This is a genomic window from Variovorax boronicumulans (genome assembly GCF_019352895.1).
In the GTDB taxonomy this organism is placed as follows: Bacteria; Pseudomonadota; Gammaproteobacteria; order Burkholderiales; family Burkholderiaceae_C; genus Variovorax; species Variovorax boronicumulans_A.
In genome coordinates this window covers 21,938-39,364 of sequence record NZ_JAAAFX010000001.1, presented here as the reverse complement: position 1 = coordinate 39,364, position 17,427 = coordinate 21,938, and the positions used below count along the sequence as shown (strand labels likewise).

Genomic DNA, 17,427 nt, shown 5'->3' with positions numbered 1-17,427 from the left:
TCAGCGCGGCGCGTCGCCCTTGCGGAACTCGGCCGTGAGTTCGTCGAGCTTGAGCTTCAGGGCGGGGTCGAGCTGGTACTCGGCCGCGGCCAGCGTCGCGTCGAGCTGATCGGGCCGGCTCGCGCCCAGCAGCGGCGCGGTGATCGACGGATTGGCCAGCACCCAGGCCACCGCCAGCGTGGCGAGCGGCACGCCGGCCTCCTGAGCCACCGCATGCAGGCTCTGCACCGCGTTGAAGCTGCGCTCGTTCCAGTAGCGGTCCTGGTACATCGTGCCGGCCGTGCCCAGCGTGAAGCGCGTGTTCTCCTGCGGCTTCGAGCCCGGCTGGTACTTGCCCGTGAGCAGGCCGCCCGCGAGCGGGTTGTAGGGGATCACGCCCAGGCCTTCTTCGTCCACCAGCGGCAGCAGCTCGCGCTCGATCTCGCGGAACAGCAGGCTGTAGCGCGGCTGCACCGAGACGAAGCGCGTGAGCCGCAGGTAGTCGGCGCGACCCAGCACGCGCGCCAGCCGGTAGGCCAGGAAGTTGGACACGCCGATGTAGCGCGCGCGGCCCGACTTCACGATGGTGTCCATGGCCTCGATGGCCTCGTCCAGCGGCGTTTCGCGGTCGTCGCTGTGCAGCTGGTAGAGGTCGACGTGGTCGAGCTGCAGCCGCTTCAGCGACGCATCGATGGCCGACAACAGATGCTTGCGCGAGGCGCCCTGGTCCCAGGCGTTGGGGCCCATCTTGCCGACTGCCTTGGTGGCGACGATGAAGTCGCCGCGCCGGCCCGGGCCCTGCGCCTTGAGCCAGCGCCCGACGATCTCCTCGGTGCGGCCCGCGTGCGCGAGGCCACCGCCCAGCGGATAGACGTCGGCGATGTCGAGGAAGTTGATGCCGCCCTCGGTGGCCTTGTCGAGGATCGCGTGCGAGACCGACTCCTCGGTCTGCAGGCCAAAGGTCATGGTGCCCAGCGCCAGGCGCGACACGGTGAGGCCGGTGCGGCCGAGGCGGGTGGTGGGGATGCTCATCGAATGCCTTGTGGAATCGGAGGAGCCGAAAGTGTAGGCAGTTGCGCGGATTCGCGCGCGCAACGACCCGATCCTCAGATCGCGATCTCGTAGGCCTGGTTGCTGCGCACCCAGGTCGCCAGCCCCGCCTGCAGGTTGCGGGCGCGCCAGGCGACGAAGTTCGGATCGCCGTTGAGCGCATCGAGCGTGGTCCCGAGCTGGCTGGCCGACTCGCAGCGCACGACGAAGCTCATGTTGCCGACCTCGCCCACCTGCACGTTCCAGAGGCTCACGTCGGCGCCGTGTTTTCGCCACATCTCGGCCGCCTCCTTGATCAACACGAGCAGATCCTGGATGCTCGCGCCCGGGTTGGGCTTGAACACGTACTGAACGACGGTGGCGGACATGGACGTCTCCTTGGCGTTGCGACGGAGCCGGGCGATATGCCGCGGCCCGCGACGATTGGGCGACGAAGCCAAAAAGTAGTCAATTTGCATTACATGTCGCTGCGCGTGAGCGAGGGGACGCCGATCGCCGGCCCCTGACCGTGCCCTCCGAGGCGCAGCCCTAACAAACTAAACCTTGGTACTACTTGTGTGACAAAAGCCCGCACAAAGAAGAAACCATAGTTCTCATTTTTACAGTTCTGGTTTCAAATACATCAACTGCAACAGATTGTGAATAGGCCACCCCATGGACAACAGCTTCGACCTCGACTACGCCCCGGATGCGCTGGACGTGCAGGTGTCGGAACTGCTGATCGCCACGTCGACGCACAGCGATCCCAATGTTCACCGGGCGGTCCACCAGGTGCTCAAGCTGCTGCGTGAACAGCAGCAGCTCGACGCGGCCTTCGCCTGCGAAGTGCGCGATGGCCGCCGGATCTTCCGCCGCTACGCAGCCGGCGAAGGCGCACAGTTCATCGACGAAAAGACCCAGCCGCTGGAACTCGCCTTCTGCAAGCAGGCCATGCACGCGCCGGCCAACGTGAGCTGCTACCTCAGCGCACCCATGGTGCTGAGCGACGGCCGCATCTACGGCACCTTCTACGCCTTCAGCTTCGACGCCGACCTGTCGCTGCGCCAGCGCGACCTGCGCAAGCTGGAACTGGCCGCGCAACTCGCCGCGCGGATGGTCGAGGAACGCGTGCCGCAGGCCGCCGCGGCCTGATCAGGCCTGCCCCGCCCCCGGGGCATAGAGCACGCCGCGCGGCGCGCGGCACATGCCCCACAGGCGCACACCCGACAGTTCGGCCATGCGCACGCCCATCGCGGTCGGTGCCGAGATGGTGGCCAGCGCCGCCAGCCCCAGCCGTGCGCACTTGCGCACCAGTTCATGGCTGCCGCGGCTCGACAGCACCACGAAACCCGGCGTCTCCAGACGGTTCGCGCGCGCCAGCGTGCCGATCAGCTTGTCGAGTGCGTTGTGGCGGCCCACGTCTTCCAGCACGTCGGTCAGCTCGCCTTCCAGCGTGGCCCAGCCGGCCGCATGGATGGCGCCGGCCTCGGCGTTGAGCAACTGGCGCGCGGGCAGCGCCTGCAGCGCGCGCATCACGGTGGGCAGGTCGACGCGCGCGATCCATTCGCGCGGCGCGAGCGCCTCGGTCGTGAGTTCCAGCGCATCGAAGCTTTCCACGCCGCACACGCCGCAGCCGGTGCGGCCCGCCATGCTGCGGCGCCGGCCCTTGAGGCGCTCGAAGCTGCGCGTGGAGATGTCCAGCCGCACCTCGACCGCGGGCACGCCTTCGGGCAGCCCGGCCGCCTCGGCCGAGAACGCGCGCACCTCGATGTCGCGGCAGTCGCGCGCATGGTCGAGGATGCCTTCGCTGAGCGCGAAGCCCAGCGCGAAGGCCTCGAGGTCCTGCGGCGTGGCCATCATCACGGCATGCGAGATGCCGTTGAAGACCAGCGCCACCGGCACCTCGGCGGCCAGCGTGTCCTCGCGGACCTGGCCCGTGGATGCGCCGTCGCCTTCGCCGAACACCCGCACGGTGCGGCGCAGCAGCGAGGGCAAGGACGAGGAAGAAGGATCGGTCGTGTCGCGCATGGTGGTCACGGCCATTGTGCCGCCCTTCGCTCAGCGCGGCAGCGTGTCGGCCAGCGCGCGCCCGGCCGCTTCGAGGTGCACCACCCAGCGGTCGTCCTGCTGCACCAGGCGCACCCAGCCCGGGCCGGGCACGCCGCCCAGCGTGGCATCGCCCATGCGGCTGAGTTCGCGCATCAGCGAACTCGCGCCCAGGCCCAGCTGCTTGCCCAGGCGCGGCAGCGAGACGCCGGTGCCGTCGCGCGCGGGTGCATCGGCCAGGGCCCGCAGGATGGCCTGCGCCAGTGCGTCGGGTGCGTCGGGTGCGTCCATCAGGCGCCCACCGCGTAGGGCGTGCGCGTGGTGTCGACCTCGGCGCCCTCGGACTCCTTCCCGGCCACCGCGTGCGGCACCAGGATCACGGGAATCGACTTCGAGGCCGGCGTGCCCGCGTTGAGCGCCACCGAGGACAGCGGCACCAGCGGGTTGGTCTCGGGATAGTAGGCCGCGAGGTTGCCGCGCGGGATGTCGTAGGCCACCAGCTTGAAGCGGTCGGCGCGGCGCTCCTGGCCGTCGTCCCAGACGGTCCGGATGTCGACCCAGTCGCCGTTCTTCAGGCCGATGTCGCGGATGTCGTCCGCGTGGATGAAGACCACGCGGCGCTGGCCGAACACGCCGCGGTAGCGGTCGTCGTGGCCGTAGATGGTGGTGTTGTACTGGTCGTGCGAGCGCGTGGTGAGCAGCGTGAACACGCGCGTGTCGCCCTTGGCCCCGCCCTTGCCCGCGAAGCGCGCCCGCGCACGGTGCGAGGGCGTGTCGCGCGGCACCGCGTGGGTGAAGAAGCCGGCCTTCTTCGACGCGGTCGCCCACACGCGTTCGCTGGCGGTGTTGCGCAGGCGGAAGCCGCCCGGCACGGCGACGCGCCGGTTGAAGTCCTTGAAGTCGTCGAACACCGCTTCGATGTGGTCGCGGATGCGCGCGTAGTCCTCCACCAGCCAGCGCCAGGGCGTGCGGCTGCGGTGGCCGAGGGTGGCCTCGGCCAGGCGCGCGACGATGGCCGGCTCCGACAGCAGCTGCGGCGAGGCCGGCGGGTTGATGCCGGTCGAGATGTGGACCATGCTCATCGAGTCCTCCACCGTCACGCCCTGCGGGCCGGTGGCCTGGATGTCGATCTCGGTGCGGCCCAGGCAGGGCAGGATCAGCGCCTCGCGGCCGTGCACCACATGGCTGCGGTTGAGCTTGGTCGCCACGTGCACCGTGAGGTCGCAGCGGCGCAGGCCCTTCCAGGTCTCGTAGGTGTCGGGCGTGGCGGCGGCGAAGTTGCCGCCCAGCGCGAAGAAGACCTTGCCCTGCCCGTCGCGCATCGCGGCGATCGCCTCGACCGTGTCCATGCCGTTTTCACGCGGCGGCTCGAAGCCGTAGACCTCGGCCAGCCGGTCGAGCAGCGCGGCCGGCGGCTTCTCCCAGATGCCCATCGTGCGGTCGCCCTGCACGTTGCTGTGGCCGCGCACCGGACAGGGGCCAGCACCGGGCCGGCCGACGTTGCCGCGCATCAGCAGCAGGTTGCCCAGCATCTGGATGGTGGCGACCGAATGCGCATGCTGCGTGATGCCCATGCCCCAGCAGACGATGGCGCTGTCGGCCGCCGCATAGACGTCGCCGGCAGCCCGCAGCTGGGCGCGATCGAGGCCGCTTTCCTGTTCCAGCACGTCCCAGGACTCGGCGCGCAGGTCGGCGGCCAGCGCCTCGAAGCCGGTGGTGTGCTCGGCGATGAAGGCGGCGTCGAGCAGCGACTCGCCCGCGTCCTGGCGCTCGAGCAGCTGCTTCATCATGCCCTTGACCGCGGCCAGGTCGCCGCCGATGCGCAGCTGGAAATAGTGGGTGCTGATCGGCGTGGCGCCCATCGTCACCATCTCGCGCTTGTCCTGCGGATCGGCGAAGCGCTCCAGCCCGCGCTCGCGCAACGGATTGAAGCTCACGATGCGCGCACCGCGCTTGTGGGCCGCGCGCAGCTCGCCCAGCATGCGCGGGTGGTTGGTGCCGGGGTTCTGGCCGAAGATGAAGATCGCATCGGTGCGCTCGAAATCGTCGAGCGTGACCGTGCCCTTGCCGACACCGAACTGCGGCCGCATGCCGCTGCCGCTGGGCTCGTGGCACATGTTCGAGCAGTCGGGGAAATTGTTGGTGCCGTACTCGCGCACGAACAGCTGGTAGAGAAAGGCCGCCTCGTTGCTGGCGCGGCCCGAGGTGTAGAAGATCGCCTGGTCGGGATCGGGCAGCGCGTTCAGGTGGCGCGCGATCAGCGCGAAGGCGGCGTCCCATTCGATGGGCCGGTAGCGGTCGCTGGCCGCGTCGTAGACCATCGGGTGCGTGAGCCGGCCCTGGTCCTCGAGCCAGAAGTCGCTGCGCGCCGCGAGCTCGGTCACCGTGTGTTGCGCGAACAGCGCGGGCCCGGCACGGCGCGCGGTGGCCTCGGCCGCCACGGCCTTGACGCCGTTCTCGCAGAACTCGAAGGTCGAGGCATGGTTGCGGTCGGGCCAGGCGCAGCCGGGGCAGTCGAAGCCGTCGGGCTGGTTGGCCGAGAGCAGCGTCTTCGCGCCCTTGACCGGGATGTCCTGCGCCAGCAGCGCGCGCGTCACGCTGCGCAAGGCGCCCCAGCCGCCCGCGGGCCCGTTGTAGAACTCGATCTTCTGTTCGTGCGCAGCCATGGGATGTCCTTTGGCGAAACAGTCTACGGACCGCCGCGCCAGGAAGCCAATGGGTTCGGGACATGGCCCGATTCGATCCGGAAATGAATCGGTCATCGTGCCGACACGGCCCGGCCACAAAGCCCTGCCACGCTCGCGCCCCATGCCTTCCCCCCTCGATTCGCTGCTGTTCGAGCAGCTCGGCGCCGGCCTGGCCGCGGACCCGCGGCTGCTGCAGCTGGCGCTGCCGATGTCCTCGGTGGCGAGCTGGGCGATCGTCGCGCTGCTGGCGCTGGGCGCGGTGCGCCACCGGGGCGCGCGCCTCGACGCCCTGTGGGTGCTGCTCTGCGCGGCCGGCGTCGGCCTGCTCTCGCATGCGCTGGCCGCCTGGCTGGACACGCCGCGGCCCTTCATGCTGGGCCTGAGCGCCGACTTCGTGCAGCACGGCCGGCGCGGCGGCCTGCCCAGCACCCATGCGAGCGTGATGGCGGCCATCGCGGCCTTCATGCGCTGGCGCCCGCTGCTGCGCCAAGCCGGCGGCGTCGTGGCCGCGCTGGCCGTGGCCACCGGCCTCGCGCGGATCTACCTGGGCGTGCACTTTCCTTTCGATGTGCTCGCCGGCTTCGTGCTGGGCACGGTCTGCGGCACCGCGGCGGCCGCGCTGCGGGACCGGTTGGCGCTGTGGCTGCGGGCCTCGGCTCAGGCCACGGCCGAAGCGAGCTCGGCGCGCCAGTCGGCGCTGAGCGCCAGGTCGACCGCCGCCTGAAGCGCGCGCGACATGCGCTCGCTGGCATGGGTCATGAAGCCCAGCGGCGTCTCGAGCGTGGGCGCGACCAGCGGCCGTGCCTCGAAGGGGCCGTGTTCACGCACCAGCAGTTCGAGCGCCGCCCCCGGCAGCACGCTGGCCAGCGCGCCGACGCTGCGCACCAGCGTGTGCAGCGAGTTGGTCTCCATCGCCGCGCTCACCGGCGTGCCGGCCATCTCGAAGGCCTGGTCGACGATCGCGCGGTTGTGCATGTCGGGCGTGAGCAGGCACAGCGGCAGTTGCGCCGCTTCGGCCCAGCCGACGGGCGCACCGATGCGCACGGCTTCTTCGTTCTCCGCCGAACCCGCCGCCCGCTGCACCAGGTAGTAGCGCTCGGTGCACTGCGGCCAGATCGCCAGGCGCACGTTGCGCACCCGTGTGCGGTCGGTGTAGCCCAGCGCCAGGTCGACCGACATGCCGTCGAGCGCGGTCTCGATCTCGAGCGAGCTCAGCGACACCACGGTCGGCGCGATGCCCGGGTGGCACGCCCGCAGCGCGAGGGCGAAGCGCGAGAGCAGCGTCATCGCGGCCGGCACCGCGGCCAGCCGCAGCCGCCCGCGCGGATGCGCGGCCTCGCTGTGCAGTTGCTCCTGCAGCAACGCCTGTTCGTGCAGCATGCGCTGCGCGGTCGCGAGCACCGCCTCGCCCTCGACCGTGAAGCCCTCGAAGGCGCGCCCGCGCTGCACGATCAGCACGCCGAACTCGTTCTCCAGCGCACGCAAGGCGTTGGACAGCGCGGGCTGCGTGATGTGGCAGGCCTGCGCCGCTCGGCCGAAGTGGCGGTGCTCGTTGAGCGCCGCCAGGTAGCGCATCGAGACGAGGACGTTCATCGCGCAGCAGCCCTGCGGCTCAGGTGTCCTTGCTGACCGTGATCGTCGGGAACTTGGACGAGAAGTCCTTGGCCGTCTCCGCGATGCCGATCGCCACGGTGCGCGCGATGGCCTTGTAGATGCCGGCCACCTCGCCGTCGGGGTCGGTCACCACGGTCGGCTTGCCGCTGTCGGCCTGCAGGCGGATCTGGATGTCCAGCGGCAGCGCGCCCAGGTAGGGCATGCCGTACTGCGCGGCCATGGTCTTGCCGCCGTCGGCGCCGAAGATGTGCTCGACGTGGCCGCAGTTCGAGCAGACGTGCACCGCCATGTTCTCGACGATGCCCAGGATCGGCACGCCGACCTTCTCGAACATCTTGATGCCCTTCTTGGCGTCGAGCAGCGCGATGTCCTGCGGCGTGGTGACGATCACCGCGCCGGTCATGGGCACGCGCTGCGACAGCGTGAGCTGGATGTCGCCGGTGCCCGGCGGCATGTCGACCACCAGGTAGTCGAGGTCCTTCCAGTTGGTCTGGCGCAGCAGCTGTTCGAGCGCCTGCGTGGCCATCGGGCCGCGCCAGATCATGGCCTGGTCCTGATCGACCAGGAAGCCGATCGACATCACCTGCACGCCGTGGTTCTCCAGCGGCGTCATGGTCTTGCCGTCGGCGCTGTCGGGGCGGCGGTCGATGCCCAGCATCATGGGCAGGCTGGGGCCGTAAATGTCGGCATCGAGCAGGCCCACGCTGGCGCCCTCGGCCGCCAGCGCCAGCGCCAGGTTGACCGCGGTGGTGCTCTTGCCCACGCCGCCCTTGCCCGAGGCCACGGCCACGATGTTCTTCACGCCCGGCAGCAACTGCACGCCGCGCTGCACCGCATGGCTCGCGACCTTGGTCGTGATGTTGACCGAGACGTTGTCCACCCCCGCCACGGTGCGCGCCGCGGCGACGAAGGCCTTGCGCAGGGCCGCATGCTGGCTGCGGGCCGGGTAGCCGAGCTCGACGTCGAAGGAGACGTCGCCGTCGGTGATCTGCAGGTTCCTCAGCGCCTTGGTGCTGATGAAATCCTTGCCGGTGTTGGGATCGAGGACCGCCTTGAGCGCATCCTGAAGTCCCGCTTGCGTGAGGGCCATTGACAACTCCTGAATCGGGGTAGTCTACGGCCCGTTCCATGGACTCCGCCGCCCCCGCTCCAATGCCCCCACCCGCCGTCACCGGCCTGCTGCTCACCGGCGGCGGAGCGCGTGCCGCCTATCAGGTCGGCGTGCTCGAAGCCATCGCCGCGCTGCGCCGCGAGGCCGGGGCCGGCGCGGCGGGCAACCCGTTCCAGATCATCACCGGCACCTCGGCCGGCGCCATCAACGCGGCGGCGCTGGCCTGCCGGGCCGACGATTTCGACGGCGCGGTCGCCCACATGGTCGAGGTCTGGGGCGCGCTCCACGCGCACGACGTCTACCGCACCGACACCTACGCCATGCTCGACGCGGCCGCGCGATGGCGGCTGATCCTGGGCATCGGCCAGCTGCTGGCCCGCTGGCTGCGGCTCAAGCCGCGCTCGCTGCTGGACAACGCGCCGCTGGGAGAACTGCTCCAGCAACTGGTGCATTTCGAGCGGCTGCCCGGCCTGCTGAAGGAGGGCCACCTCGACGCGCTGGCGGTCACGGCCTCGAGCTACAGCTCGGGCGAACACGTGACCTTCTTCGAATCGCGGCGGCCGATGCAGCCCTGGACGCGCTCTCAGCGCATCGCGGTACAGGACCACATCACGCACGCGCACCTGCTGGCCTCCTCCGCCATCCCCTTCGTGTTCCCCGCGACCGCGCTGCCGATGCGCGGCCACACCGAGTACTTCGGCGATGGCTCGATGCGCCAGACCGCACCGACGGCCGCGGCCATCCACCTGGGCGCCGAACGCATCCTCGCGATCGGTGCGGGCCGGATGAACGAGCCCGCCAACACCGGCGCGCCCACCACCTTCAGCGGCGAGCCGACGCTGGCGCAGATCGCGGGCCATGCGATGTCGAGCATCTTCCTCGACGCGCTGGCGGTGGACGTGGAGCGGGCGTTGCGCGTCAACGACACGCTGGCGCTGATCCCGCCCGAGGCCCGGGCGCGCACGCAGCTGCGACCGATCGAACTGCTGCTGATCGCCCCCTCGGAACGCATCGACGCCATCGCCGCGCGCCACACCGAGACCCTGCCACGCGCGGTGCGCCGCCTGCTGGCCAGCGGCACGGCACCGGGCGAAGGCGGTGCGCCGGCCCAGAGCGCGGCGCTGGCGAGTTACCTGCTGTTCGAGCCGGGCTTCACGCGCGAGCTGATGGCGCTGGGGCGGGCCGATGCGATGCGGCAGCGGGAGGCGATCTGTGGGTTTTTCGGCTGGGCGGTTCCAGTGAAATCCTAGGACGCGGCATCCACCTGAATCCCCAGTTCCGACACGATCCGCCCCACCAGCGCCTTCAGGTCCGCCAGCTCGGCCTCGAGCCGCGCCACGTTGGCCTTGAGGGCCGCCACTTCGCCCAGCGACACATCGCTGCCCGCGCCCTGCCCGCCGGAAGTGGCGACCGCGGCGAATGCTTCGGGGGCCGGCTCGCCGCTCAGCAGATGCGCCCAGCGGCCCTCGCGCGCGCCCGGCAGGCGCGGCAGCTTCATCACCAGCGCGCCGGCCGAGCGCTCGGCCAGCTCGTCGAGGAAGCCCTCGACGGCCGAGATGTCGGCGAAGTTGTGCATGCGCTCGCAGGCGATCCGCAGTTCACCCGCGGTCTGCGGGCCGCGCAGCATCAGCACGGTCAGCAGGATCGACGACTGCGAGGGAATGCGCAGCACGCGGTCCATGTTGTGCGCATAGCGCGAGGCGCGGCCGCCGCTGCTCTCGTCGACCAGGCTGTAGCCCTTGAGGCTGTCGATGGCGGCCTGCGCCTCGGCGTCGCTGATCTCGAGCACCGGGTTGCGGCTGGTCTTCTGGTTGCAGCCGGACAGCAGCGCGTTGAGCGTCAGCGGGTAGCTGTCGGGCACGGTGCGCTGCTTCTCGACCAGCACGCCGAGCACGCGGGTCTCGAGCAGCGAGAGGATCGGCACCGGCCGGGCCGTGGGCGCCACGGGCTCCGACATCTCAGGCACCACCCTGGATGCGCGCCACCAGCGCCTTGGTGAAGGCCGCGGTGTTGGCCGTGCCGCCCAGGTCGCCGGTGCGCACCTTGTCGATGTTGAGCGTCTCGTCGATGGCCCGGCGCAGCCGCGTGGCCTCGGCGTTGAGCTTGCAGTGGTCGAGCATCAGCGCGCCGGCCAGCAGCAGCGCGGTCGGGTTGGCGATGCCCTTGCCCGCGATGTCCGGCGCCGAGCCGTGCACCGCCTCGAAGATCGCCGCGTCGGTACCGATGTTGGCGCCGGGCGCCATGCCCAGGCCGCCGACCAGGCCTGCCATCAGGTCCGACAGGATGTCGCCGAACAGGTTGGTCGTGACCAGCATGTCGAACTGCCAGGGGTTGAGCACCAGCTTCATCGCGCAGGCGTCGACGATGATGGTCTCGAGCTCGAACTTGCCCTTGTAGCGCGGCTCCTCGTACAGGCGCAGGCCGGTCTCGAGGAACAGGCCGGTCAGCACCTTCATGATGTTGGCCTTGTGCACCAGCGTGACCTTCTTGCGGCCGGTGGCGATGGCGGTGTCGAAGGCGTACTCGAGCAGGCGGTGGCAGCCCTGGCGGGTGTTGATGCCGGTCGCCATGCCCACCGCATGCGGGTCGTCGTCGATGCGCACGTAGTGCTCGTGGCCGATGTAGAGGCCTTCGAGGTTCTCGCGCACCACCACCAGGTCGATCTTGTCGAAGCGCCCGCCGGGAATCACGGTGAGCGCGGGGCGCAGGTTGGCGTAGAGCTGGAATTCCTCGCGCAGCCGCACGTTCGACGAGCGGTAGCCGCCGCCCGAGGGCGTTTCCAGCGGGCCCTTGAGCGCCACGCGCGTGCGCCGGATGCTGTCGAGCGTGGCGGCCGGCAGCGGGTCACCCGACTGCTGCACGCCGCCCAGGCCGGCGACCTGGCGGTCCCATTCGAAGGGGGCCTTGAGCGCGTCGAAGGCGGCCAGCGTGGCGTCGACGATCTCGGGGCCGATGCCGTCGCCGGCGATCAGGGTGGCGGGGATGGAAGTGGTCATCGGCAGTTCTCTCTTCTCTCGTCGTCGAATCGGGGCGCCGCGGACACGGCCTGGGCCTGAAGCATAGCGGCGCGGATCAGCCGGCGCCGGTTCGCCGCCTGCGCCAGCGGAACAGCCCCAAGGTCGCCAGGGTGAAGGCGCACCAGACCAGCGGCTCGGGCCAGTAGTGGGCCCAGAACTTGTGCCAGGCCAGCGCGCCGGTCGATGCCGGCGTGAAGAAATCGAACAGCCCGTCGCGCAGGTTCCAGGCGATCCAGCCACGGAACAGCAAGGTACCCAACCCCAGCAGCAGCGTGGCGAAGAGCGCGCGGCGCGAGCCGCTGAAGCCCAGCCAGGCGAAGGCCGCCACCGAGGCCGCGGCCGGCCCGATCATCATGAGGGTGAAGCTGTCCATGGCTCGGGGCGGCCGTGTTCAGGCCGCGGCTTCGGGCGGCAGCATGCGTCCCACCTGCTCGAGCAGCTGCTGCGCCACGGCCTCGAAAGGCTCGATGCCGTGGTCGGCCCGGCTCAGCACCACCGCGCCTTCGGCGGAGGCGATCAGCATCAAGGCGAAGCTGCGCGCCTGCGCAGCCCCGAGCCCGCCCTGCTCGAGCAGGTCGGCCAGCCGCTCGCGCCAGGCCCGGAACACCGCCGTCGCATGCGACAGCAGCTCGGCCGAATCGGTGGCGACCGTCACGGCCAGCACCGCGCAGCCGGCCTCGCAGGCCGAGCGCGTCAGCACCGCGCGCCAGATGGCCAGGAACTGCGCCACCACCGCGTCGGCCCGCGCGCCCGCGCAGCGCTCGAGCGCATCGACCAGCACGGCGCCGGCCCGGTCGACGGCCGCGGCCATCAGCTGGTCCTTGCCGGCAGGGAAGTGGTGGTAGAGCGAGCCGCGCGGCGCGCCGGTCGCGGCCAGCACTTCGGAGAACGAGGTCGCGTGCAGGCCGCGCCTTCCCAGCAGCACCATCGCGCCGTCGACCATGCGATCCCGAACTTCCTTCGCCATGACTTGCTCGCCACCTTTCGCCTCCGATTCTGCGCCACTATGACAATCATCATAATCTTGCACTATGATGATCGTCATATAAACCGCCCGCAAAGGACCCGACATGTGGAAAATCGCCTCCAGCCTGCTGATCCCGCTGGCGCTCGCCGCCTGCGGCACCGCCCCTCGTCACACCCCCACCACCCCAGGAGCATCCGCCATGAACGTCGAACAGATCCAGCAAGCCCTCGTGGGCCAATGGAGCAGCCTTGCCACCGAAGTCCGGCCCAGCGCGGCCAGGAACGCGGACGGCACGCTCAAGCCCTTCTATCTGAAGCGCGACTTCAGCTACCTGGCGGGTGACCGCTTCGAACTGGCGATCGTCAATTCGGCCGACGCCTACGGCAAGGTGCCGCTGGCGCGCATCGTCATCCGCGGCCATGTGTTCTGGCGCGGCGAGCATCCGGTGGCCCCGGGTGCGCAGAAGGTCGACTTCGTGGCCGACGAGGCCTACGAGGTGACGCCGCTGCTGCAGGGCTTCGCCGACGTGCTCAACCAGGTGGCGAACCAGGGCTATGCCAGGTGGGAAGTCGGCACGGCCCAGAGCATCTTCGGCAAGAGCTTTGCGCCCTTCGGCCTGGTCCAGGGCAGGAACTTCATGGAGTTCGACCTGGTCCACCTGTCGAACGGCCTGCTGTTCTGGGGAGCGCGCCACGTCGACGGGCGCGGCTTCGACACCGAAGCGAACCGGCCGACCAACCTGCAGATCCCGCTGGCGCGCAAGTAGGCGGGCCGGGGCGGGGAACGGGAGGGCGCCCACGGGCAAACCCGGGGACGACCTAAAATGCCTGTCCCGCCGCCGCAGCGCACGTCGTGCTGCGCGCCGACATGGACTCTCCCAGAAAGCGCCCTTCGATGCCTCAGCGCAAGCTCTTCGTCACCACCGCCCTGCCCTACGCCAACGGCAAGTTCCACATCGGCCACATCATGGAGTACATCCAGGCCGACATCTGGGTGCGGGCGCAGCGAATGCATGGCGCCGACGTGAACTTCGTCTGTGCCGACGACGCGCACGGCGCGGCCATCACCATCGCGGCCGACAAGGCCGGCGTGACGCCGCAGGCCTTCGTGGCCGAGATCGCGGCCGGCCGCAAGCCCTACCTCGACGGCTTCCACATCGCCTTCGACAACTGGAGCTCGACCGACTCGCCCGAGAACCACGACCTGGCGCAGGCCATCTACCGCGACCTGCGCGACAAGGCCGGCCTGATCGAGACGCGCAGCGTCGAGCAGTTCTACGACCCCGAGAAGGGCATGTTCCTGGCCGACCGCTTCATCAAGGGCGAGTGCCCGAAGTGCCACGCCAAGGACCAGTACGGCGACAACTGCGAAGTCTGCGGCGCGGTGTATGCGCCCACCGAGCTGATCAACCCCTACTCGGCGCTGTCGGGCGCCAAGCCCGAGCTGCGCAGCTCCGACCACTTCTTCTTCAAGCTGTCGGACCCGCGCTGCGAGGCCTTCCTCAAGGAATGGACCACCGCGCCCGGCCATGTGCAGCCCGAGGTGCAGAACAAGATCCGCGAGTGGCTCTACAAGGACGACGAGGGCAAGGGCGGCCTGGGCGACTGGGACATCAGCCGCGATGCGCCCTACTTCGGTATCGAGATCCCCGATGCGCCGGGCAAGTACTTCTACGTGTGGCTCGATGCCCCCGTGGGCTACCTGGCTTCGCTCAAGAACCTGCTCGACAAGCGCTGCATCGAACTCGGCGGCGACGGCATCTCCTACACCGAGTACATGGCCGACCCCGAGCTCGAGCAGGTGCACTTCATCGGCAAGGACATCATCACCTTCCACACGCTGTTCTGGCCCGCGATGCTGCACTTCAGCGGCCGCAAGGCGCCCAACGCGGTCTACGTGCACGGCCACCTCACGGTCAGCGGCGAGAAGATGAGCAAGAGCCGCGGCACCGGCATCGACCCGCTGAAATACCTGTCGACCGGGCTCAACCCCGAGCACCTGCGCTACTACCTCGCGGCCAAGCTCAGCGGCCGCAACGAGGACATCGACTTCAACCCCGACGACTTCGTGGCGCGCGTCAACAGCGACCTGGTGGGCAAGTACATCAACATCGCGAGCCGCGCGGCGGGCTTCATCGGCAAGCGCTTCGGCGGCAAGCTGGGCACCGTGTCGGAAAACGGCGCGGCGCTGCTCGCAGCCCTGCGGGCCGAGGCCGAAGCGCTGCGCGTGCTGTACGACGGGCGCGACACCGCGCGCGCGCTGCGCGACACCATGGCGCTGGCCGACCGCGTGAACGAGTACGTCGACGCCAACAAGCCCTGGGAACTGGCGAAGAAAGAAGGCATGGAGGCGCGGCTGCACGACGTGTGCACGGTCTGCATCGAGGCCTTCCGCCTGCTCACGCTCTACCTGAAGCCGGTGCTGCCGGCGCTGGCGAAGAACGTCGAGAGCTTCCTCGCGATCGAGCCGCTGCAGTGGCGCGATGCGGCCACGGCCCTGCCCGCGGGTCACGCGATCGGCGACTACAAGCACCTGACGCAGCGCGTCGACCCGAAGCTGCTCGATGCGCTGTTCGAGCCCGCCGAAGCGGCCCCCGCCGCCGCCGAAGCACCGCCCGCCGAGGCACTGCCGGGCGGTGAAGCCATCGCACCGACCATCACCATCGACGACTTCGCCAAGATCGACCTGCGCATCGCGAAGATCGTGGCCTGCGAGAAGGTCGAGGGCTCGACCAAGCTGCTGCGGCTGACGCTCGACGCGGGCGAAGCGAGCACGCGCAACGTGTTCAGCGGCATCGCCTCGGCCTACCAGCCCGAGCAGCTGGTGGGCAAGCTCACGGTGCTGGTCGCCAACCTGGCGCCGCGCAAGATGAAGTTCGGCGTCAGCGAGGGCATGGTGCTGGCCGCGAGCCACGCCGACGAGAAGGCCCATCCGGGCATCCACGTGCTCGAACCGTGGCCGGGCGCGGTCCCGGGCATGCGCGTCCGCTGAGAACGTGCGAAGGAAGCTGCTGCGCACTCCGATCCCGCATCTGCGGTGCTCACCGCACGAGAGTGCGGCTCCGCTCCAGAACTCAGCCTTGGCAGGCTCGGGGCGCTCGCGACGCTTCCTTCACACGTTCTGAACCGACATCCGACCATGAAACTTCTCAGCCTCCTCCTGTGCGTCTCGCTGGCAGGCCTGCTCGGCGGCTGCGCAGTGGTCGCTGTGACCAGCACCGTGGTCGGCGTGGGCGCCTCGGCGGTCGGGCTGGCGGCGGATGCGGTGGTGGGCACGGTGCGCATCGGCGGCAAGGTCATCGGCGCCACGGCCGATGCGGTGATTCCGGGCGGCGGCGCCCCCTGAACCGACAGGCGCTCAGGGCGCCTCGGTCGCGCGGTCGGGCGACGAGCCGCTGCGCAGCACGCGCTGGTCGTCGTTGAGCACCGCGGTGAAGACCATCGGCGCATTGGGCGGCTGCACCCAGCGCCATTCCCATTCGGTCTCGCGCTTGAGCGCATAGGGCGTGACCTTGGCCGGCTTGCCCAGGAGCCTGCGCAACTCCTCCATCGCCATGCCGGGCTGCACCCTGGCGAAGTTCTGCGGCGTGAGCACCTGGCGCAGCGCGTTCATGCGGCCGTCGGCACCGATGGTGATCATGTAGTTCTTCTGGCCCTGGGGCTGGCGGTTGTACTCGAAGACCCGGCCGGCCGGGCTGTCCCAGACGTTCTCCGGCGTGCCGAAGCGGGCCCGCACGTCGGCCTCGGTCGCCACGCCCTCTTCCAGCTCGCGGATGGCCTGGTTGTCGCAGGCGGCCAGCGCCAGCAGCAGGCTCAAAACCAGCGCCTTGCCCCATTTTTCGCATGCCATGTCGCTGCCCCCGTAAAATCGCGCACCAAAGGTTCCAGTCTATGTCCATCTTCAACCGCCCCCACTACACCTCCGACGCCACCCAGTTCATCGACGAACTCAAGCGCAAGAAGCCCTCGCTCGAGGCGGAACAGCGCGCCGGACGTGCCCTGCTGTGGGACAAGAAGCTCGACCGCAGCCAGCTCGACGAGTACGGCCAGGCCCGCGTGCCGCAACAGCCCTACGTCTACCAGACCCAGGCCAAGTAAGCCGGTGCGCAAGCAGGCTGCCGCCCCGCCGGACGACAGCGAACCGGTGCTCACCGCCATGCCCGAGGTGGTGGACCAGGTGGCGCTGGCGCGCCTGTACGGCGAGCCGCTGTTCGCGCTGCCCAACGACCTGTACATCCCGCCCGAGGCGCTGCAGGTCTTCCTCGAGGCCTTCGAGGGGCCGCTGGACCTGCTGCTCTACCTGATCCGCAAGCAGAACTTCAACATCCTCGACATCCCGATGGCCGGGCTGACGCGCCAGTACCTGACCTATGTCGACCAGGTGCGCCAGACCAACCTCGAACTCGCCGCCGAGTACCTGCTGATGGCGGCGATGCTGATCGAGATCAAGTCGCGCATGCTGCTGCCGCCCAAGAAGGTGGCCGACGGCGAAGAGGCCGAGGACCCGCGCGCCGAACTCGTGCGCCGCCTGCTCGAGTACGAGCAGACCAAACTGCAGGCCGCCTCGCTCAACGCCATGCCGACCTACGGCCGCGACTTCTGGAAGGCGCAGGTCTACATCGAGCAGTCGCTCAAGCCGCGCTTCCCCGAGATGAACGTGGTCGACCTGCGCGAGGCCTGGGCCGACATCCTCAAGCGCGCCAAGCTCGTGCAGCACCACAAGATCTCGCGCGAGGAACTCAGCGTGCGCGAGCACATGAGCGTGGTGCTGCGCCACCTGCAGGGGCGCCAGTTCGTGGAGTTCGAGAAGCTGTTCGACGTGACGCGCGGCACGCCGGTGCTGATCGTGACCTTCATCGCGATGCTCGAGCTGGCCAAGGAAACGCTGATCGACATCACCCAGGCCGAGGCCTTCGCGCCCATCTACGTGCGCCTGGCCTATTCCCCTGTGTAGGGCTCCCCCCCAGGCTTCGCGCAC

20 protein-coding genes are annotated in these 17,427 nt (G+C 69.7%); 8 read left to right on the top strand and 12 right to left on the bottom strand.

All coding sequences use genetic code 11. The features are described 5' to 3' along the window. On the bottom strand, nt 1–1,011 hold the full coding sequence (locus K0H49_RS00220) for an aldo/keto reductase (RefSeq protein WP_219209141.1): 1,011 nt from the start codon (nt 1,009–1,011) through the stop codon (nt 1–3). 74 nt (nt 1,012–1,085) lie between these two features. Continuing rightward, nucleotides 1,086–1,397 carry a hypothetical protein gene (locus tag K0H49_RS00215; RefSeq protein ID WP_219209140.1) on the bottom strand — a complete coding sequence of 104 codons (312 nt, stop codon included), beginning with the start codon at nt 1,395–1,397 and terminating at the stop codon, nt 1,086–1,088. Between the two features lie 286 nt (nt 1,398–1,683). On the opposite strand from K0H49_RS00215, the gene K0H49_RS00210 reads away from it, so the two are divergent. Further along, a complete protein-coding gene (locus K0H49_RS00210) occupies nt 1,684–2,160 on the top strand; it encodes a hypothetical protein (protein ID WP_219209139.1) in 477 nt (158 codons plus the stop codon). On the opposite strand, the gene fdhD is transcribed toward K0H49_RS00210, so the two are convergent. The 3 genes from fdhD to K0H49_RS00195 are packed head-to-tail and all read right to left on the bottom strand — an operon-like array spanning nt 2,161 to nt 5,720. After that, nucleotides 2,161–3,036, bottom strand: a complete 876-nt coding sequence (fdhD, locus tag K0H49_RS00205; protein WP_374122285.1) for a formate dehydrogenase accessory sulfurtransferase FdhD — start codon at nt 3,034–3,036, stop codon at nt 2,161–2,163. A gap of 30 nt (nt 3,037–3,066) precedes the next feature. Then, complete coding sequence (locus K0H49_RS00200) at nt 3,067–3,345, bottom strand: hypothetical protein (protein ID WP_219209137.1); 279 nt, start codon at nt 3,343–3,345, stop codon at nt 3,067–3,069. Beyond that, complete coding sequence (locus K0H49_RS00195; RefSeq protein ID WP_219209136.1) at nt 3,345–5,720, bottom strand: FdhF/YdeP family oxidoreductase; 2,376 nt, start codon at nt 5,718–5,720, stop codon at nt 3,345–3,347. Before K0H49_RS00195 ends, K0H49_RS00200 begins: the two co-directional genes overlap by 1 nt. A 142-nt stretch (nt 5,721–5,862) precedes the next feature. Here K0H49_RS00195 and K0H49_RS00190 point away from each other — a divergent pair, with 142 nt between their 5' ends. Next, nucleotides 5,863–6,465, top strand: coding sequence for a phosphatase PAP2 family protein (locus K0H49_RS00190; RefSeq protein ID WP_219209135.1), 603 nt, complete (start codon nt 5,863–5,865; stop codon nt 6,463–6,465). On the opposite strand, the gene K0H49_RS00185 is transcribed toward K0H49_RS00190, so the two are convergent. Beyond that, complete coding sequence (locus K0H49_RS00185) at nt 6,399–7,334, bottom strand: LysR family transcriptional regulator (RefSeq protein WP_219209134.1); 936 nt, start codon at nt 7,332–7,334, stop codon at nt 6,399–6,401. The two genes, K0H49_RS00190 and K0H49_RS00185, sit on opposite strands and share 67 nt — an antisense overlap. 19 nt (nt 7,335–7,353) lie before the next feature. Beyond that, nucleotides 7,354–8,445 (bottom strand): iron-sulfur cluster carrier protein ApbC, encoded by a 1,092-nt coding sequence (apbC, locus tag K0H49_RS00180; protein WP_219209133.1) that lies wholly within the window; start codon nt 8,443–8,445, stop codon nt 7,354–7,356. Between the two features lie 62 nt (nt 8,446–8,507). On the opposite strand from apbC, the gene K0H49_RS00175 reads away from it, so the two are divergent. Next, on the top strand, nt 8,508–9,716 hold the full coding sequence (locus tag K0H49_RS00175) for a patatin-like phospholipase family protein (protein WP_219209132.1): 1,209 nt from the start codon (nt 8,508–8,510) through the stop codon (nt 9,714–9,716). Here the strand turns inward: K0H49_RS00175 and K0H49_RS00170 are convergent. The 4 genes from K0H49_RS00170 to K0H49_RS00155 all read right to left on the bottom strand — a co-directional run bounded on the left by K0H49_RS00170 (nt 9,713) and on the right by K0H49_RS00155 (nt 12,450). Continuing rightward, nucleotides 9,713–10,423: a YceH family protein gene (locus K0H49_RS00170; protein WP_219209131.1), complete on the bottom strand. Its 711-nt coding sequence runs from the start codon at nt 10,421–10,423 to the stop codon at nt 9,713–9,715. The genes K0H49_RS00175 and K0H49_RS00170 overlap by 4 nt on opposite strands. Nucleotide 10,424: 1 nt before the next feature. Beyond that, nucleotides 10,425–11,462 carry an isocitrate/isopropylmalate dehydrogenase family protein gene (locus K0H49_RS00165; protein WP_219209130.1) on the bottom strand — a complete coding sequence of 346 codons (1,038 nt, stop codon included), beginning with the start codon at nt 11,460–11,462 and terminating at the stop codon, nt 10,425–10,427. A 76-nt stretch (nt 11,463–11,538) separates the two neighbouring features. Then, on the bottom strand, nt 11,539–11,856 hold the full coding sequence (locus K0H49_RS00160) for a hypothetical protein (protein WP_219209129.1): 318 nt from the start codon (nt 11,854–11,856) through the stop codon (nt 11,539–11,541). An 18-nt stretch (nt 11,857–11,874) separates the two neighbouring features. Then, nucleotides 11,875–12,450 carry a TetR/AcrR family transcriptional regulator gene (locus tag K0H49_RS00155; RefSeq protein WP_219209128.1) on the bottom strand — a complete coding sequence of 192 codons (576 nt, stop codon included), beginning with the start codon at nt 12,448–12,450 and terminating at the stop codon, nt 11,875–11,877. A 103-nt stretch (nt 12,451–12,553) separates the two neighbouring features. On the opposite strand from K0H49_RS00155, the gene K0H49_RS00150 reads away from it, so the two are divergent. The 3 genes from K0H49_RS00150 to K0H49_RS00140 all read left to right on the top strand — a co-directional run bounded on the left by K0H49_RS00150 (nt 12,554) and on the right by K0H49_RS00140 (nt 15,795). Then, nucleotides 12,554–13,216, top strand: a complete 663-nt coding sequence (locus tag K0H49_RS00150) for a hypothetical protein (protein ID WP_257624513.1) — start codon at nt 12,554–12,556, stop codon at nt 13,214–13,216. Between the two features lie 128 nt (nt 13,217–13,344). Further along, entirely contained in the window at nt 13,345–15,441 is a 2,097-nt protein-coding gene (metG, locus tag K0H49_RS00145) for a methionine--tRNA ligase (RefSeq protein ID WP_219209127.1), read from the top strand. Nucleotides 15,442–15,588: 147 nt separating this feature from the next. Next, nucleotides 15,589–15,795: a hypothetical protein gene (locus K0H49_RS00140; protein ID WP_183025083.1), complete on the top strand. Its 207-nt coding sequence runs from the start codon at nt 15,589–15,591 to the stop codon at nt 15,793–15,795. A gap of 12 nt (nt 15,796–15,807) precedes the next feature. Here K0H49_RS00140 and K0H49_RS00135 read toward each other — a convergent pair whose 3' ends face one another. Next, nucleotides 15,808–16,299: an outer membrane protein assembly factor BamE gene (locus tag K0H49_RS00135; RefSeq protein WP_219209126.1), complete on the bottom strand. Its 492-nt coding sequence runs from the start codon at nt 16,297–16,299 to the stop codon at nt 15,808–15,810. Nucleotides 16,300–16,340: 41 nt separating this feature from the next. On the opposite strand from K0H49_RS00135, the gene K0H49_RS00130 reads away from it, so the two are divergent. Both K0H49_RS00130 and K0H49_RS00125 read left to right on the top strand, forming a co-directional pair. After that, on the top strand, nt 16,341–16,547 hold the full coding sequence (locus tag K0H49_RS00130; protein WP_219209125.1) for a DUF3460 family protein: 207 nt from the start codon (nt 16,341–16,343) through the stop codon (nt 16,545–16,547). 58 nt (nt 16,548–16,605) lie between these two features. Next, a complete protein-coding gene (locus K0H49_RS00125) occupies nt 16,606–17,403 on the top strand; it encodes a segregation and condensation protein A (protein WP_219209261.1) in 798 nt (265 codons plus the stop codon). The last annotated feature ends 24 nt before the right edge of the window (nt 17,404–17,427 follow it).

Coding starts and splice junctions, on each gene's coding strand:
- K0H49_RS00220 (WP_219209141.1), bottom strand. CDS start 1,011: ATGAGCATCCCCACCACCCGCCTCGGCCGCACCGGCCTCACCGTGTCG.
- K0H49_RS00215 (WP_219209140.1), bottom strand. CDS start 1,397: ATGTCCGCCACCGTCGTTCAGTACGTGTTCAAGCCCAACCCGGGCGCG.
- K0H49_RS00210 (WP_219209139.1), top strand. CDS start 1,684: ATGGACAACAGCTTCGACCTCGACTACGCCCCGGATGCGCTGGACGTG.
- fdhD (WP_374122285.1), bottom strand. CDS start 3,036: ATGCGCGACACGACCGATCCTTCTTCCTCGTCCTTGCCCTCGCTGCTG.
- K0H49_RS00200 (WP_219209137.1), bottom strand. CDS start 3,345: ATGGACGCACCCGACGCACCCGACGCACTGGCGCAGGCCATCCTGCGG.
- K0H49_RS00195 (WP_219209136.1), bottom strand. CDS start 5,720: ATGGCTGCGCACGAACAGAAGATCGAGTTCTACAACGGGCCCGCGGGC.
- K0H49_RS00190 (WP_219209135.1), top strand. CDS start 5,863: ATGCCTTCCCCCCTCGATTCGCTGCTGTTCGAGCAGCTCGGCGCCGGC.
- K0H49_RS00185 (WP_219209134.1), bottom strand. CDS start 7,334: ATGAACGTCCTCGTCTCGATGCGCTACCTGGCGGCGCTCAACGAGCAC.
- apbC (WP_219209133.1), bottom strand. CDS start 8,445: ATGGCCCTCACGCAAGCGGGACTTCAGGATGCGCTCAAGGCGGTCCTC.
- K0H49_RS00175 (WP_219209132.1), top strand. CDS start 8,508: ATGCCCCCACCCGCCGTCACCGGCCTGCTGCTCACCGGCGGCGGAGCG.
- K0H49_RS00170 (WP_219209131.1), bottom strand. CDS start 10,423: ATGTCGGAGCCCGTGGCGCCCACGGCCCGGCCGGTGCCGATCCTCTCG.
- K0H49_RS00165 (WP_219209130.1), bottom strand. CDS start 11,462: ATGACCACTTCCATCCCCGCCACCCTGATCGCCGGCGACGGCATCGGC.
- K0H49_RS00160 (WP_219209129.1), bottom strand. CDS start 11,856: ATGGACAGCTTCACCCTCATGATGATCGGGCCGGCCGCGGCCTCGGTG.
- K0H49_RS00155 (WP_219209128.1), bottom strand. CDS start 12,450: ATGGCGAAGGAAGTTCGGGATCGCATGGTCGACGGCGCGATGGTGCTG.
- K0H49_RS00150 (WP_257624513.1), top strand. CDS start 12,554: ATGTGGAAAATCGCCTCCAGCCTGCTGATCCCGCTGGCGCTCGCCGCC.
- metG (WP_219209127.1), top strand. CDS start 13,345: ATGCCTCAGCGCAAGCTCTTCGTCACCACCGCCCTGCCCTACGCCAAC.
- K0H49_RS00140 (WP_183025083.1), top strand. CDS start 15,589: ATGAAACTTCTCAGCCTCCTCCTGTGCGTCTCGCTGGCAGGCCTGCTC.
- K0H49_RS00135 (WP_219209126.1), bottom strand. CDS start 16,299: ATGGCATGCGAAAAATGGGGCAAGGCGCTGGTTTTGAGCCTGCTGCTG.
- K0H49_RS00130 (WP_219209125.1), top strand. CDS start 16,341: ATGTCCATCTTCAACCGCCCCCACTACACCTCCGACGCCACCCAGTTC.
- K0H49_RS00125 (WP_219209261.1), top strand. CDS start 16,606: ATGCCCGAGGTGGTGGACCAGGTGGCGCTGGCGCGCCTGTACGGCGAG.